The 14,434-nt window shown below is 70.7% G+C and carries 13 protein-coding genes; 7 read left to right on the plus strand and 6 right to left on the minus strand.

Features of this window, described 5'->3' with window-relative positions:
- Positions 1-271 precede the first annotated feature (271 nt).
- Positions 272-3,025: an FAD-binding and (Fe-S)-binding domain-containing protein gene (locus ACZ6SD_RS14645; protein ID WP_465317445.1), complete on the minus strand. Its 2,754-nt coding sequence runs from the start codon at positions 3,023-3,025 to the stop codon at positions 272-274.
- Positions 3,022-3,195, minus strand: a complete 174-nt coding sequence (locus tag ACZ6SD_RS14650) for a hypothetical protein (protein WP_465317446.1) — start codon at positions 3,193-3,195, stop codon at positions 3,022-3,024. Before ACZ6SD_RS14650 ends, ACZ6SD_RS14645 begins: the two co-directional genes overlap by 4 nt.
- Positions 3,196-3,395: 200 nt before the next feature.
- On the opposite strand from ACZ6SD_RS14650, the gene ACZ6SD_RS14655 reads away from it, so the two are divergent.
- From ACZ6SD_RS14655 to ACZ6SD_RS14665, 3 genes are all read left to right on the plus strand, one after another.
- Positions 3,396-4,181: a hypothetical protein gene (locus ACZ6SD_RS14655; RefSeq protein ID WP_465317447.1), complete on the plus strand. Its 786-nt coding sequence runs from the start codon at positions 3,396-3,398 to the stop codon at positions 4,179-4,181.
- Complete coding sequence (locus ACZ6SD_RS14660) at positions 4,178-5,314, plus strand: XRE family transcriptional regulator (RefSeq protein ID WP_465317448.1); 1,137 nt, start codon at positions 4,178-4,180, stop codon at positions 5,312-5,314. The genes ACZ6SD_RS14655 and ACZ6SD_RS14660 overlap by 4 nt, the downstream gene beginning before the upstream one ends.
- Positions 5,315-5,584: 270 nt before the next feature.
- Positions 5,585-6,178, plus strand: coding sequence for a TetR/AcrR family transcriptional regulator (locus ACZ6SD_RS14665; RefSeq protein ID WP_465317449.1), 594 nt, complete (start codon positions 5,585-5,587; stop codon positions 6,176-6,178).
- A 23-nt stretch (positions 6,179-6,201) separates the two neighbouring features.
- Here ACZ6SD_RS14665 and ACZ6SD_RS14670 read toward each other — a convergent pair whose 3' ends face one another.
- Both ACZ6SD_RS14670 and ACZ6SD_RS14675 read right to left on the minus strand, forming a co-directional pair.
- Entirely contained in the window at positions 6,202-6,783 is a 582-nt protein-coding gene (locus tag ACZ6SD_RS14670) for a DUF2510 domain-containing protein (protein ID WP_465317450.1), read from the minus strand.
- Positions 6,784-6,787: 4 nt separating this feature from the next.
- Positions 6,788-8,152 carry an SNIPE associated domain-containing protein gene (locus ACZ6SD_RS14675; protein WP_465317451.1) on the minus strand — a complete coding sequence of 455 codons (1,365 nt, stop codon included), beginning with the start codon at positions 8,150-8,152 and terminating at the stop codon, positions 6,788-6,790.
- Positions 8,153-8,342: 190 nt separating this feature from the next.
- Here ACZ6SD_RS14675 and lexA point away from each other — a divergent pair, with 190 nt between their 5' ends.
- The gene (lexA, locus tag ACZ6SD_RS14680) at positions 8,343-9,005 is read left to right on the plus strand and encodes a transcriptional repressor LexA (protein WP_465317452.1); all 663 of its coding nucleotides are present in this window, start codon (positions 8,343-8,345) and stop codon (positions 9,003-9,005) included.
- On the opposite strand, the gene ACZ6SD_RS14685 is transcribed toward lexA, so the two are convergent.
- Positions 8,936-9,979, minus strand: coding sequence for an SMP-30/gluconolactonase/LRE family protein (locus ACZ6SD_RS14685; protein WP_465317453.1), 1,044 nt, complete (start codon positions 9,977-9,979; stop codon positions 8,936-8,938). The two genes, lexA and ACZ6SD_RS14685, sit on opposite strands and share 70 nt — an antisense overlap.
- Positions 9,980-10,100: 121 nt before the next feature.
- Between ACZ6SD_RS14685 and ACZ6SD_RS14690 the strand changes: the two genes are divergently transcribed.
- Complete coding sequence (locus tag ACZ6SD_RS14690) at positions 10,101-10,916, plus strand: helix-turn-helix domain-containing protein (RefSeq protein ID WP_465317454.1); 816 nt, start codon at positions 10,101-10,103, stop codon at positions 10,914-10,916.
- Here ACZ6SD_RS14690 and ACZ6SD_RS14695 read toward each other — a convergent pair.
- Positions 10,900-11,799, minus strand: a complete 900-nt coding sequence (locus tag ACZ6SD_RS14695; protein ID WP_465317455.1) for a LysR family transcriptional regulator — start codon at positions 11,797-11,799, stop codon at positions 10,900-10,902. The two genes, ACZ6SD_RS14690 and ACZ6SD_RS14695, sit on opposite strands and share 17 nt — an antisense overlap.
- Before the next feature lie 102 nt (positions 11,800-11,901).
- Here ACZ6SD_RS14695 and ACZ6SD_RS14700 point away from each other — a divergent pair, with 102 nt between their 5' ends.
- Together ACZ6SD_RS14700 and ACZ6SD_RS14705 are read left to right on the plus strand one after the other, a co-directional pair.
- Positions 11,902-13,299 carry an LVIVD repeat-containing protein gene (locus tag ACZ6SD_RS14700; protein ID WP_465317456.1) on the plus strand — a complete coding sequence of 466 codons (1,398 nt, stop codon included), beginning with the start codon at positions 11,902-11,904 and terminating at the stop codon, positions 13,297-13,299.
- Positions 13,300-13,530: 231 nt separating this feature from the next.
- The gene (locus ACZ6SD_RS14705) at positions 13,531-14,406 is read left to right on the plus strand and encodes an SGNH/GDSL hydrolase family protein (RefSeq protein ID WP_465317457.1); all 876 of its coding nucleotides are present in this window, start codon (positions 13,531-13,533) and stop codon (positions 14,404-14,406) included.
- The last annotated feature ends 28 nt before the right edge of the window (positions 14,407-14,434 follow it).

The raw sequence follows: 14,434 nt of genomic DNA on the forward strand, positions 1-14,434 counted from the left end.
CAAAGCTGCCAGGCACCCGTGGGAGCGGAGACAGCGAACCCACGTTCCTACCAGCAGGCACCCGAAGCTGCCAGGTGCTCGATGGGGTGGAGTGGTTTCTTCGGGGGAGAAGGAAGATCGCTAAGCTGGCTGCGCGCGTGTGAGGCCGTAGGCTTCCCACCCGTCTTTCACACGGCGATCTTCCTTCGTAGGGGCCCCGAAGAAACCACTCCACCCCATCGAGCAACCCCACGAAACCGAGAACCACACCCCATCGAGCAAACCCCGCAACTCAGCCACGTCCAAGCAGCTGCGCCAAATGCACGGCACCCCGACCAGCGAGATCAGCAAGCTGAGTCCGGCAAGAAAACCCATCAGCCAACACCACAGCATCCGGATCAGCACGCACCGCAGGCAACAAAGCGTTCTCGGCCACCGCGACCGACACCTCATAATGCCCACGCTCAACGCCGAAGTTCCCCGCCAACCCACAACAGCCGCCAACCCGCGACACCTCAGCCCCAGTCAGCCGCAACAGTTCCTGATCAGCATCCCACCGCAACACCGCCGCATGATGACAATGCGGCTGAGCCAGAACCGTCTTCCCAGACAAATCCGGCGGACGCCAATCCGACCCAACCAGAAGCTCAGCGAGCGTGCGAGTAGCACGCCCAACGGTGGCGGCGGCAGGAGAATCGACCAACTCCAAGCTGTCCGACCGCAACACAGCCGTGCAGGAAGGCTCCAAACCAACGATCGGAACCCCAGCCTCCGCAGCGGGCAACAGACTCCCCACCGTACGCCGCAAGATCCGCCGAGCCGAGCCCAATTGCCCAGTCGAAATCCACGTGAGCCCGCAACACACGGCCTCCCGAGGAATCGACACCGCGAAACCCGCGTCCTCCAACACCCGAACAGCCGCGACACCGATCTCAGGCGCGAAATAGTTCGTGAAGGTATCCGGCCACAGCACCACAGGCTTGCCCTCCCGCCCCTCATGCGAGGCGAACCAGGACCGGAAAGTGTTGCGCGCGAAGGTAGGCAGCGACCGCCGCTGGTCAACGCCCGCGATCCACCGCGCGCCCCGAGCGAGGGCGGGCGAGGCGAGCACAGCGTTCGCAGGCCCTGGCGCGAGGGCAGCCAGCCGGGCCCAGCGGGGGAGCCAGCCGAGCGTGTAGTGGCTGCGCGGACGCAGTCGTCCCCGGTAGGACTGGTGCAGGACTTCGGCTTTGTAGGCGGCCATGTCCACTCCGGTCGGACACTCCGACGAGCATGCCTTGCAGGACAGGCACAAATCCAGCGCTTCGTGCACTTCCGGCGAGCGCCAGCCTTCGCGCACCAGTGAGCCGTCGACCATCTCCTGCAGAATCCGCGCCCGTCCCCGGGTCGAGTGCTTTTCGTCGCGGGTCGCTTGGAAGGACGGGCACATCGTGCCCTGGGGGTCCCGGCACCGGGCGATTCCCGTGCAGCGGTGCACCGCCGTGCCGAAATCGCCCCGGTCGTGCCGGTACGCCAGCGCGAGCGGGGCGGGCAGCGGGCGGGGCGCGGGCCGGATGTCGGAGTCGAGGGGCCGGGTGCGCACGAGAACGCCCGGGTTGAGCCCGTTGTCGGGGTCGAAGACCGCTTTCACCTGGCCGAACAAGTCGAGCGCCGCTGCGGAGTACATCAGTGGCAGCAGCTCGCCGCGGGCGCGGCCGTCGCCGTGTTCGCCGGAGAGGGAGCCGCCGAAGCCCGCCACGAGCCGGGCCGCGTCGGTGAGGAAGGCGCGCAGGGCGGCTTTGCCGTCCGGCCGGTGCAGCGGGAAGTCCAGGCGCAGGTGCAGGCAGCCGTCGCCGAAGTGGCCGTAGGGGACCCCGGTCAGCCGGTGCTCGCCGAGCAGCCCGTCCAACTCGCGTAGGTACGCGCCGAGAGCCGCGGGCGGCACCGCCGAGTCCTCCCAGCCCGGGAACATGGGCTGGCCCACGGAACCACGGCCGACCAACCCGGCCCCGTCTTCCCGAATGCGCCACAACGCGGCGGCGTGCGCGGGATCGGTGACGACCGCGCTGTCCACCGCCGCACCGTCCACGACCACGCGCCGTGCCGCGTCGACCGCCTCCGCCGCGGTGTCCCCGGTGGTCTCCACGAACAGCCAACCCCCGCCGCGCGGCAGTTCCGGCACGGGAGCCGCGGCGGCGGCAGCGGCGACGATCCGCGAGTCCAAGCCCTCGCACGCGGTGGGGCGGTGCGCCAGGATCGCGGGCACCGCGTCGGCGGCGGTGGCCATGTCCGGGTAGCCCAACACGGCGAGCGCGCGGTGCGGCGGATCAGCGACCAGGCGGACGGTGGCGGCGGTGATCACCCCGAGCGTCCCCTCGCTGCCCGCGAACAGCCGCCGCAGGTCGAACCGGTTCTCCGGGAGGAGGGCTTCCAGCGCGTACCCGGAGCCCTGCCGGGGAAAGCGGCCGAACTCGGTGCGGATCGTGGCCAGCGCGCCCGCCACCACGGCGCGCAGGCGCTCGTGCCCGGCCGGGTCCGGCCCGTCGAGCCGCAGCCGCTGACCGGCGCCGGTGAAGACGTCGAGGCCGACCACGTTGTCGGAGGTGCGGCCGTAGGCGAGCGCGCGGGAGCCGCAGGCGTTGTTGCCGATCATCCCGCCGATCGTGCAGCGGCTGTGCGTGGACGGATCCGGCCCGAACCGCAGTCCGTGCGAGGCGGCGGCCTTCTGCAAGCGGGCGTGCACGACGCCGGGCTGCACTGTGGCGACGCGCTCGTCCGGGTTCACGTCGAGGACCTGGTCGAGGTGCCTGCTGAAGTCCAGCACCAAGCCCGCGCCGACCGCGTTGCCCGCGATGGACGTGCCCGCGCCCCGGCACGTGACCGGAACCTCCAGCGTTCGGCAGACCTCCAGCGCCGCGGCGACCTCGTCGGCGTGCCGTGGCCAGGCGACCGCCGCAGGCACCACCCGGTACAGCGACGCGTCGGCAGCGTACGCGGCGCGCTCCACCGTGGCCGCGCTGGCCTCCGCCACCCCGGCCGCGCGCAGGGTCGCGACGAGATCGGTCACCGCGGCCCGCTCGAACGCGCGAAGACACGGGCCGCGCCGTCCTCGGTCCCCGCGGGCGACCCCACCGAAATCGGATTCGTGCCGCGGTCGAGCACCGCGTGGCGGGCAGTGTCCATTCCGGACGTCGCGGTCGCCCCAGCGGGCAGCGTGCCGGTCATGTCGCTCCTCACGAGCCGGAGGGTCGCCGGTGACATGGTATGCGCCAAGTCGGTCGTTCTATGGCCGACAGCCTTCTGTCGTCCCTCGGGGCGCGCCCGGCTGTCCGCGCGGCGCGGAACCGGGACAGCCCTGAGTTCATCTGGCCTCGCGAAAGACACGCCGGGGTTCATTTCCGCGCGCCGCTTACTGTGATCGCGTACTGTTCGCTGCCATGGACGAGCGGGATCAGGTGCTGGGCAAGCTCGGTGACCTCGGGGCGCTGAGCGGGATCCGCTGGGCGCACGGGTCGGCCTACCGGCAGCTCTGGCAGGACTACGAGCCAGACGGCGGCCATGACCAGGCCTGGGTCGGGTTCACCGCGCACAAGTTCATGATCAACCGGCAGGACCGCGTGTTCCAGTGCGAGGAGTACACCGCGCCGGAGGGGGAGCCCTCGGTCGGCCGGGACGTGCTCGCCAAGGGGATCGCCGACGAGGACTTCCGGACCATGCCGTGGCTCGCGCCGGGGATCGTGGTCCGCCAGGACCTCAACGCCTCGCCCGGGTGGGTGGCGGGCGGGTGGCGGTGGCTGATGGCGTCCTACAAGTTCGGCCACCTCGACAAGATCCGGTGGCAGGACCGCAGCGAGACCAAGGGCGCGGTGGCCCGCCAGCCGCACAACGCCGACGACGGCGGCCTGTTCGGCGTGGCGGAACTCTTCGGGCTCCCCGAAAGCGCCGACGATCCGCGCGGCACGCTCGTCCTCGCGCACGCCATGGACCCCGACACCGGCGAGGTCGAGCTGTATCTCGGCCGCAGCCGGTGGAACGCGGGCGGCGGCGTCCCGTGGGTGTGGCGGGAGAACCTGCTGGCCCTGCCCCCGGCCACCGGCGGCGGGCGGCCGTTGGTCAGCGAGGTCGGGCGGGCCGCTGCCGGGGACGGCGCCGCCGACGCCCGCGTCCAGGTTCGACGGTCGGTGCGGGCCGACGGCGGGCCGCGTGCTATTGGTGAGGCATGAGTGACCGGCTCGACGACATCGCCGCCTTTTTCGACGGCGGGCGTCTCACCCTGGCCCGCCAGCTCGCGGGTTTGCGCAAGAACGCGCTGGCCGGGCTGATCGGCAAGACGCCCACGGCGGTCGCGGCGTACGAGAGCGGGTCGAAGAACCCGGCCCCGGCGACGGTCGCCGCGCTGGCGCTGGCGTTGCAGGTCGCCCCCGGCTTCTTCACCGCGCGCCCGAGCCACCGCACGCTGGCCGCCACCGCGCCGCATTTCCGGTCGCTGCGCTCGACCAGCCAGGTCTCCCGCGACCAAGCGCACGCTTACGGGTGTCTGGCGCTGGACGTGGTCACCGCGATCGAGCGGCACGTCGAGTTCCCGGCCCGCGACCTGCCGTGCTGCCCGGTCGCCCCGGACGCGATCGGGCGCGGCCCGGAAGCCGCGGCGGCCGAGCTGCGGCGGGCGTGGGAGCTGCCGCCGGGCCCGGTCGGGCATTTGGTGCGGCTGGTGGAAAACCATGGCGGCGTGGTGGTGTTCAGCCCGCTGGCCAACGCCACTGTGGACGCTTATTCCTTCGACACCGCGCAGCGCCCGATCATCCTGCTCAACCCGCTCAAGGACGACTACTACCGCCAGCGGTTCGATGTCGCCCACGAACTCGGGCACCTGGTGATGCACGTCGACGCCGAGCCGGGCGGGCGCGCGGTGGAGGACCAGGCGCACCGGTTCGCCGCCGAGTTCCTCATGCCCGCCGCCGAGATCGCGGGCGAGCTGCCCGCCAAGGCGGACTGGAGCCGCCTCGGGCAGCTCAAGCAGCACTGGAACGTCAGCCTCCAAGCACTGCTGTTCCGCGCCAGAACCCTCAAGGTCATGAGCGACGTGACCTACCGCAACGCCATGGCCACGGTCTCCGCCCGCGGCTGGCGGCGGCGCGAGCCCGGCCCGATGCCCCTGCTGGAGCAGCCTTCGCTGCTGCCCCGCGCCCTCAAACTCCTCGCCGAGGAGGCCCACGTGGACGAGCACGCGATAGCCGCGGAGTGCCAGGCGCCGCTGGGGCTGTTCCGCACCATCGTCTCCCGCTCGCCTTCAGCGCACCCGGTGGCCGCGGAGGCGGCAGGCAGGCCGGTGTCGCTGCTGACTCTCGACGAGTGAGCCTTGCCGGTCGTGCGCGGGCGGCCGAAGTCGACCCACACCCGCGGTCCTTCGGCCAGGCCGGGCGCCGCTCGCGGCACTGCCCACCTGGAATGCCTTCCCCGGAGAGGACGAACCGCACGTCTACGTCGTCGCGGCCGCCCCATTTCGGGTAGGCCGCCCACCCGGCAGGACCGCCTTGGCGACGCCGGTCAGCCAGTCGTTCGGCTGGGTCGGGTCCGCCTGCGCGGTCATAAACGGACCGTGCGGTCACGTTGTTAGGCTGCGAAGGTGACTCCGTCCCGCCCTCTGCGCGCCGACGCGGCCCGCAATCGGGAGCTGCTGCTGGCCGCCGCGGCGGACGAGTTCGCCGAGCGCGGCCCGGCCGCCTCGGTCGCCGACATCGCCCGCAGAGCGGGAGTCGGGAAGGGCACCGTTTTCCGCCATTTCGCCACCAAGGACGACCTGATCGCCGCGATCGTCCTCGACCGCGTCAACGCCCTCAACGACCTCGGTGAGCAGCTGCTGGACGCCCCCGACCCCGGCGCCGCCCTCCTGGACTTCCTCACCGCGGCCGCCCAGCGACACCAGCGGCGAGACCTGTCCTTCCTGCAAACCGCGCCACTCACCCCCGCCGCCACCCAGGCCCGCGCCACACTGTTCCGCACCGTGGAAACCCTGGCCGCCCGCGCCCGCCACCACGGCGCCCTCCGCCCCGACGTCACCGGCGCGGACGTCATCCTGCTGATGTGCGCCCCCCACCACGTCGCCGCCCACGCCCACAACGCCCCACCCGACCTCTGGCGGCGCTACCTCGCCGTCATCTTCGACGGCCTGCGCCCCGAAGGCGCCCACCCGCTGCCCCACCCGCCGCCCGCTTCCTGACTCAGGATCTGTCCAAAGGGGACTCAGACAATGTCGAGCCGCGGCGCGGCAGAGGCGATCTGGGCGGCGTTGGCGACCGTCTGCGCGTCCGCCAGTCGATTGACTCGCACTACCATGGCGGGAATCGCTCGTTTCGTTCGCTTGGTGGTATAGACCGCGAACAGTTTGGTCGACTGGTCGTAGGACACTTCTTTCGCCTGATTCCAGTCGACGTGCAGGAACTGCCTGCGCACAAGCCCGACAAAGAGGAAGATCAGCCGCTGGTCTGTGCAAACCAGCACGCCCGAGCCTTCACCGTGGGCCCCGGTCAACGCCAGCACGCGTTCTTCCGCGGCGAGGTAGTCCGCCAAGAGACCGATCTCTTTCATCGACCCGACGAGAGTGCCCCGCACTTTGTCCAATGCCGCGGCCACATCCGGGCGCAGGGCAGGCGGTGGCGGCGTCGCGGGGCGGGTGGGCGCTGGTTCGACCGGCGCGGTGCTCGGTCGCACGGCGGTGTGAAAGGTCCACCGGGCGCCGTCCCAGTAGCGGACCAGCGCGGGGTCGAGCGGGTCGGGCAGCCACCCGGCTTGCCGCATCGGCGTGGTGTGCTGAGGCTGGACCATCGCCTCACTCACCGCCGTCGTCGGACAGATCGCCATCCGCGCCTGTGTCGATTCGCGCGCCGACAGCCGACAACGCGACCTGGCCCACCTGCGGAGCCATCCGACGACGGCTGGGGTCCGATGCCCGCCATTCGACGGCTTCCACGGTGTCGGTGTACTCAAGAACGTGGTCGTTGCCCAGGCTCACCAACAGCTCTTTCACCTCGGCAGGCGTCGCGTAGAAGAACTCACGACGCGGGTTCACCAGGTTCACCCGCTTGTCGGTGAGTCGCTGGTGCAGGGTGGTCTCAAGGGCGACCGCGTCCTCGGAGAAGAACAGCGCGTGGGTGTCGAAGCGGAACGGCACCGACGCGTCACCGAGTTCGCGCACCCGGTCCGTCGGGTCGAGCCGCCGAGTCATGCCGATCTTGACGACATCGGGGCCGAACGCGCCGACGTTGGAGATCACGTAGACGTAGCCCGCGCGCACGTTCGCCGCCCGCTGCTCCACCCCGCTGATCGCGTCGTCCACCGAAGCCAACTGCTCCTGCGCCCGTGCCAGCGCCTCGACGTCGCCGTTCGCCTCCAATTTCGCGACCACGGCGGAGTAGTGGGCGCGCTCCTTGGCCAGCCGAGCCCGTTCCCGCTCGATCTCCTTCATCACCTTGGCTTCTTCGCGAAGCCGTTCGCGCTCCGCCCGCGCCTGTTCGCGCTCCATCTCGACCTTCACGAGATAGTCGGCGGTGAGGTCGATCTCGCGGAGTCGAAGCTCGTGGTAATCCGCCGAAATGGCGATCCGCATCAAGACGCCGAGCTTGCCAATCGTGTCCCTGGTCGTGGTCAACCTCTTCTTCACCGCTTCGCGTGTGTGCGGTTTCACCCCGCGTACCGCGTTATCCGCTTCCGCGTTGTAGGCCCGCAACATCAGCTTGGCCATATCACGCCCCAGCTTCTGCCCCTCCTTGACGGACCCGTTCACCGCCCAGTCGACCGCGCAGGTCACCGCGTCGTCCTTGGCCGCCGCCTTGATCCGCTGTTTGAGGGCGTTTAGCGCGTCCTTGTACGCGAGCGCGTCGTCCAAGGGGTGCGCGTACTCATAGATGCCGACCTCTTGCAGTAGCGCGAGCTCACGCGTCTCGACCAGCCGCGAGCGCCACGAATCGATCTCCGCTCTGAGCTGTCGCTGCTCCGAATCGAGTGCCGCGCGTTCCTGCTGGGCGTGTTCCACCGCCGCCCGCAATTGGCGCAGTTCGGCTTCCAGCCCGGGAGTGCCCACGCCGCGTAGCTGGGTCACCCACTCCCGCAGTTCGGCGATCGAGCCGTGCGCCGCCGCCAATTGCTGCCGGAGCGCGGCGACCTCGGCGCCCTCCTTGTTGCCGAAAAACGCCACAACCAGCCCCTCCCACACCCAGCCCCGGGCCGCGTCGACACGGCTCCCGTCGGCCCTGCGGTTATCGCGGAGGAGACTTCACGCGTTACCCGCTGTGCACCGGCCCGGTTTGTTCCGTCACCCCTTTCCGTCGGCCGCCGTATTCCACGCCGACAGGGTCAAGCCTGTCGCGTGCTCTACCATTTCCCCGGTGACCGCCTACCACGACTTCGACGCGTTCGAGCACCTGGACACCTCGGCCCTGCCGCAGCGTCAGCAGCGGATTCTGGCGACGATCCGGGATTGGGTGGTGCGGCACGGGTATCCGCCGAGCACGCGGGAGATCGGCGCCGCGGTGGGGTTGCGGTCGTCGTCTTCGGTGTCGAAGCATCTGGCGAGCCTGGAGGAGAAGGGGTTCCTGCGGCGGAGCGACACGATGTCGCGGCCGATCGATGTGCGGGCGTTTCTCCACGAGCCCTCGGCCAGGGAGGCGGGCGCGGACTCGGTGGCGGTGCCCGTGGTCGGCCACATCGCCGCCGGCACGCCGATCTCGGCTGAGGAGCACGTGGACGACGTTCTGACCCTGCCGCGTGAGCTCACTGGCCGCGGCACGATCTTCGGGCTCCGTGTCCGCGGCGACTCCATGGTTGACGCGGCGATTTGCGACGGCGACATCGTCCTGGTGCGCCAGCAGCCCGAGGCGCATTCCGGCCAGATCGTGGCCGCCATGCTGGACGACGAGGCCACCGTGAAGGTCTACCGCCGTCGCAACGGTCACGTCTTCCTGGAGCCCCGTAACTCGGCCTACGACGTCATCGACGGGGACAACGCCGTCATCCTGGGCGCCGTCGTCTCGGTGCTGCGCAGCATCTGACTAGGGCCGAGCGGCACGGCGGAGAGGGTGAAGGGGAGCACTTCCGGTGGGAGACCGGCGATCCAGCGGTTGTACTGGCTGTTGACCACCAGCGCGCGGTCCCCGGCGAGGGAGATCGAACTGGGGTGGTGGAAGCCGCCGGGCGGGACGAGGCGGGCCGTGGGGCGGCCGTGAGTCAGGTCGGCCGACAGCGCGATGACGGTCACCTGCGGGGTGAGGTCGGGCACGTTGTTGATGTTGCCCTGCACCACGTAGAGCAGGCCGTCGCGGAAGGCGAGTCCGTCGCCGTTGGGCAGGAGGTGGCCGCCGAGGTCGACTTGGCGCACGTGCCTGGTGCGCGGGTCGACGCGCCAGAGCTGTCCGGTGGTGCTGTTGACGGTCAGCAGGTGGCGGCCCGCCCAGGTGATGCCGTTGAGGTTGTGCCGCCCGTCGACCCAGTCGACGGCGGTGGCGTCGAGCCAGGGTTCGAGCCGCCACTGTCCACTCGCGACCGACAGCCGGTAGACGACCGGGCGGAACGAGTCGGTGACGTAGGCGGTTCCGTCCGGGGCGGCGGCGATCTCGTTGACGAAACCGCCTTCCACGCCGTGCACCAAGCCCAGCAGCGTGCCGTCGGCGGTGTCGTACACCCGCAGTGTCCCGGTGTCCGCGCCGCCGACCAGCAGCCGCCCCTCGGCGTCGACGGCCATGCCGGACGTCGTGCCGCGCCCGTCCGTGCCGTCCGGCGACCACGGGCGCAGAGCGGGGCTGGTCAGGTGTCCGCGGTAGAGCGTCCCGTCCGCGGCGCTGCCGACGTAGACGCGCCCGGCGCGTGGGTCGACGGCGTGGCCGCTGGGGAAGGCCCGGTCTCCCGGAAGGACATACGTGTCCGGCAGCCCGCCGCCCGCCGCCGCCCGGGTCGCTGTCGCCGTCACGAGCGCGGCGGCGGCGGTCGCGGCCAGCAGCGTCCGCCGGGTCATCGGCTGTTGTCCCATCCCGGTTTCCTCCCCCGTGTCCGAATGCGCCCCACCATCCTGGCCGGACCCGGGCCCCGCTGCCGTCGCCCTGCTGTTCCCGGGGACCGGCAGGACCCCCCAAACCGGGGATACTGGCGCCATGGCTCGCCGCGCGGACCTCGCCGCCTTCCTGAGCTCCCGCCGCGCCCGGCTGCGCCCGGAGGACGTCGGCCTGGCTCCGGGCGGCGGCCTGCGCCGGGTGCCTGGGCTGCGCCGGGAGGAACTGGCCAACCTCGCCGGGATCAGCGTCGAGTACTACGTCCGCTTCGAGCAGGGCCGCCGAAACGTCTCCGACGCGGTGGTGGACGCGGTAGCGACCGCGCTGCGGCTCGATGCGGACGAGCGCGCCCACCTGCACCGGCTCGCCCGCGGTCCCGTCGCCCAGGCGCCCCGCCCCCAGCGGGTCCGGCCGGGCACCCGTCAGCTGCTGCGCGCCCTGTGCGTCCCCGCGTTCGTCTTCGGGCGGCGCATGGACATCCTGGCGTGGAACCGGCACGCGTGCGCCCTGATCACCGACTTCGACGCGCTGCCCCGGCACCGGCGCAACCTCGCGCGCCTGGTGCTGCTGGACGAGGACGTCGTCCGGCTCTACCCGGACCGGGATTTTGTCGCCGAGGACACCGTCGGGCACCTGCGGATGGACGCGGGCCGCAACCCGGACGACCCGCTGCTGGCGGCGCTGGTCCGCGAGCTGTCGCTGGGCAGCGCGGAGTTTCGCGAGCACTGGTCGACGCACACCGTGAAGAGCAAGTCCCACGGCCACAAGCGTTTCGACCACCCCGTCGTCGGCGCGCTGACCCTGAACTTCGAGACCCTGCACCTGCCCGACGATCCCGAGCAATACCTCACCGTCTACACCGCTGTGCCCGGGTCGCCCGACGAGGACCGTCTCCGCGTCCTCACGGGCGGGCCGTAGTCCCCGACACCTCGCGGGCGGAGTCAAGGAACGCCAGCGTGGTAGGCGCGGTGTCGGCCGCGCGCCAGACCAGCGAGGTGGTCACGTCGATCTCGCTGTCGGCGATGGGGCGGTAGACGACATCGGGGCGCCCGAGCCGCCGCATGCACGCGGGCAGGATCGAGAGCCCGAGGCCCGCCGCGACCAGGGCGACGACGGTCTGCTTGGGCCAGGCTTCCCGGGAGATCACCGGAGCCAGCCCGAGCTGGTGGCAGCGGGCGATGAACTGGTCGTGCAGGGGCGGGTTGACCTCCCGGGGAATCATGATCAGCGGCTGCGCGCACAGGTCAGCCAGGCGCACGTCCGGCCGCGCGGCGAGGGGATGGCTGTCCGGGACGACCGCGAGGAGCGGTTCGGTGAGGAGCGGTTCCTCGGCCAGTTCGGCATTCCGCAGCGGCGGGTGCACGAAACCGACGTCCAGCTTTCCCTCGGCCAAGTCGGCCAGTTGAGTGGCGATCCGCGACTCGGTGACGCTGATCTCGACTTCCGGGAAGCGCGCGCAGAAGTGCCGGATGACCGGCGGCGCGACGCTGTAGAGGGCGGACTCGATCACCCCGATGGCGATCTTGCCCAGGTCGCCTCGGGCGGCCCGCCGGGTCCGCTCGGTGGCCTGGCCGACCCGCCGCAGGGTGTCCCGCGCCTCGTCGAGGAACACCGCGCCCGCGGCGGTGAGCGCGACGCTGCGCTTGGTGCGCCGCAGCAGCACCACGCCGAGTTCGTCCTCAAGGCGCTGGATCTGCGTGCTCAGCGGTGGCTGGGAGATCCGCAGCCGCCGCGCGGCCCGGCCGAAGTGCAGTTCCTCGGCCACCGCCACGAAGTACTCCATGCGCCGCAGGTCGACCATCACTGATATCCCATCGCTATTAGTTGCCCCTGAAAAATATATTGGACGCGCGGTTCGGCCTCGTCAAGGCTGGTGTCAGGACGTCGAGGTCAAGGAGACGACTTGTCAGAGCAGCGTTTTTCCCGCCGCCGCGCGCTGACCACGGCGGGCATCGCCGGAGCGACCGCGCTGGGCATTCCGGCCGCGGCAGCGGAAGGGGACGTGCCGGTCGACCCGCCGGAGGGCGCCTATGCCCGCAATGTGGAAGTGGTCGGCTATTGCGATTTGGACGAACGGCCCGGGTTCAAGATGGCGATCCGGGAGAAAGCGGGCCGCTGGTACCTCTATCTGGGACATTTCTGGTCGCCGGGCTGGAGCGTGGTCGACGTGACCGATCCCCGGCGCGCCAAGGTGTTGCGCTACTGGCCGACCCCGGGGCCGCAGGGCAACACCATGGGAATGCAGACCACGCTGGCGGGCGACACCCTGATCACCGCGATGGAAAAGGTGTTTCCCGAAGGCGCGCCGGGAACGGACCCGACCGCGCCGTTCAACGAGGGCGTGCTCATCTACGACATCGCCGAACCGGCGAATCCCCGACTGCTCAGCCATTTCCGGACCGGCGGCAACGGAACGCACCGCAATATCTACACCGGCGGCCGGTACGCGCACCTGTCCGCCGCGATGCCCGGGTTCCACGGCAACATCTACGTGATCCTGGATATCTCCGACCGGGCCAATCCCCGCGAAGCCGGGCGCTGGTGGGTGCCGGGCCAGGAGGCCCGCGGCGCCGCGCCGGAAAACCCGCCCGCGCACACTCACGGATTCTGCTGCGGTGCGGGAGCCGACGTCCACCTGCACGGCCCGCCCTATCCGACCGACGACGGCCTGGTTTACCTGCCCTACGGCGGCGCGGGCCTGATCGTGCTGGACATCTCCGACGTGTCCCGGCCACGGCAGATCGGCCACCTGCCGTTCAGCCCGCCGTTTCACTCGCGGTTCGGGGTGCACGGATTCCTGCCGCTGCCCGAGCAGGGCATCGGGTACGCCAACTCCGAGGACATCTCCTACGGCACCGGCCCGGCCCACCACGCGTCCATTGTGGACATCAGCGACCCGGCGAAGCCGTTCCTGCTTTCCCTGCTGCCCGAACCGATCCCGCCCCGCGGCGCGCCCTATCCGGACTTCACCACGCGCGGCGGCTGGTGCGGCCCGCACAACTTCAACCACCACCAGCACCACCCCGACGTGCAGAAGCAGGGCGACCTGTTCTACCTCGCGCACTTCAACGCTGGCCTGCGCGTCTACGACGTGTCCAACCGGCGCCTGCCCCGGGAGATCGGCTACTTCATCCCGCCCGAACCCCGCAGGCGCTACGGCTACCTCCCCGAGCGCGACCTCGTCGTGCAGACCGAAGACGTCGTGGTGGACCGGCGCGGGTTCATCTACATCACCGACAAGAACCAGGGCATGTGGATCTTGCGCTATGTCGGCCCACCCCCGAGGGCGGGGGCCAGGTGACCGCCGACCGCGGTTTCTTTGTGCCATCGGTACGCAATCCGGACGGCCGTCCTGTCAGCGCGGTTCAAGTGTGTCTCAGGCGCTTGCCCGCCAGGATTGAAGAACTGTAGCGTTCGCGAAGTATCGCCGGGTGTTTCAAACAGTCGACCCGACCTTGGGCGATCTGCCCTGGCGGCCGGGCGATCTGTTCGACGGCGAGTCGCAGCCGCTGACTGAGAAAGTGGGATGATCGTGAGTCGTCGGAAGATCACCGGTCGGGTGACGGCGGGCCTCGCGGCCGCGGGACTGGTCGCGGGCGGGCTGCACATCGGGTCGGGGACCGGGTCGGCCGCGCCGTCCTACGCCTCGTACGTCGCTCTCGGCGACTCGTACAGCTCGGCGAGCGGCGTGCCCAACCAGGTCGACCTGCTGTGCACCAGGTCCGACCGCAACTACCCGTCCCTGGTCTCGAAGACCATTCAGCCCGGCAAGTTCACCGATGTGACCTGCGGTGGCGCCGTGGCCGCCAACATGACGAGCAACCAGCTGGGGGTGGTGGCCCCGCAGTTCGACGCCCTGAAGCCGGACACCGAGCTGGTCACCGTGGGCATCGGCGGCAACGACATCCCGTTCTCCGAGATCCTGGTGACCTGCGGCATGCCGGGGGTGTTCGTCCCGGTCGGCTCGCCGTGCAAGACGCTGTACACCGTCGGCGGGGTGGACCGGCTCGCCGCCAAGGTCAGGGCCGTCGGCCCGAAGGTGGACGGGGTGCTCAAGGGCGTCAAGCAGCGCTCGCCCCAGGCCAAGGTCCTGCTGGTCGGCTACCCGGCGATCCTGCCCGACAACGGCGGCAGCTGCTGGCCGGTGGTGCCGATCGCCCCGGGCGACGCGCCGTACCTGCGGGATATCACCAAGCTCCTCAACACCGTGCTCGCGGACGTGGCCTCGGCCAACGGCGTGACCTTCGTGGACGTCTACACCAGCAGCATCGGCCACGACGCCTGCCAGCTGCCGGGCGTCAAGTGGATGGAGAGCGTCCTGCCCACCTCGCCCGCCGTGCCGGTGCACCCCAACGCGCTGGGCGCGCAGAACCAGGCCCGCCAGGTGCTCGCGGCGCTGGGCCACTGACGGCGGAACCGGTCGCGGTCCAGGGGGC

Source organism: Actinokineospora sp. NPDC051303 (assembly GCF_055586285.1).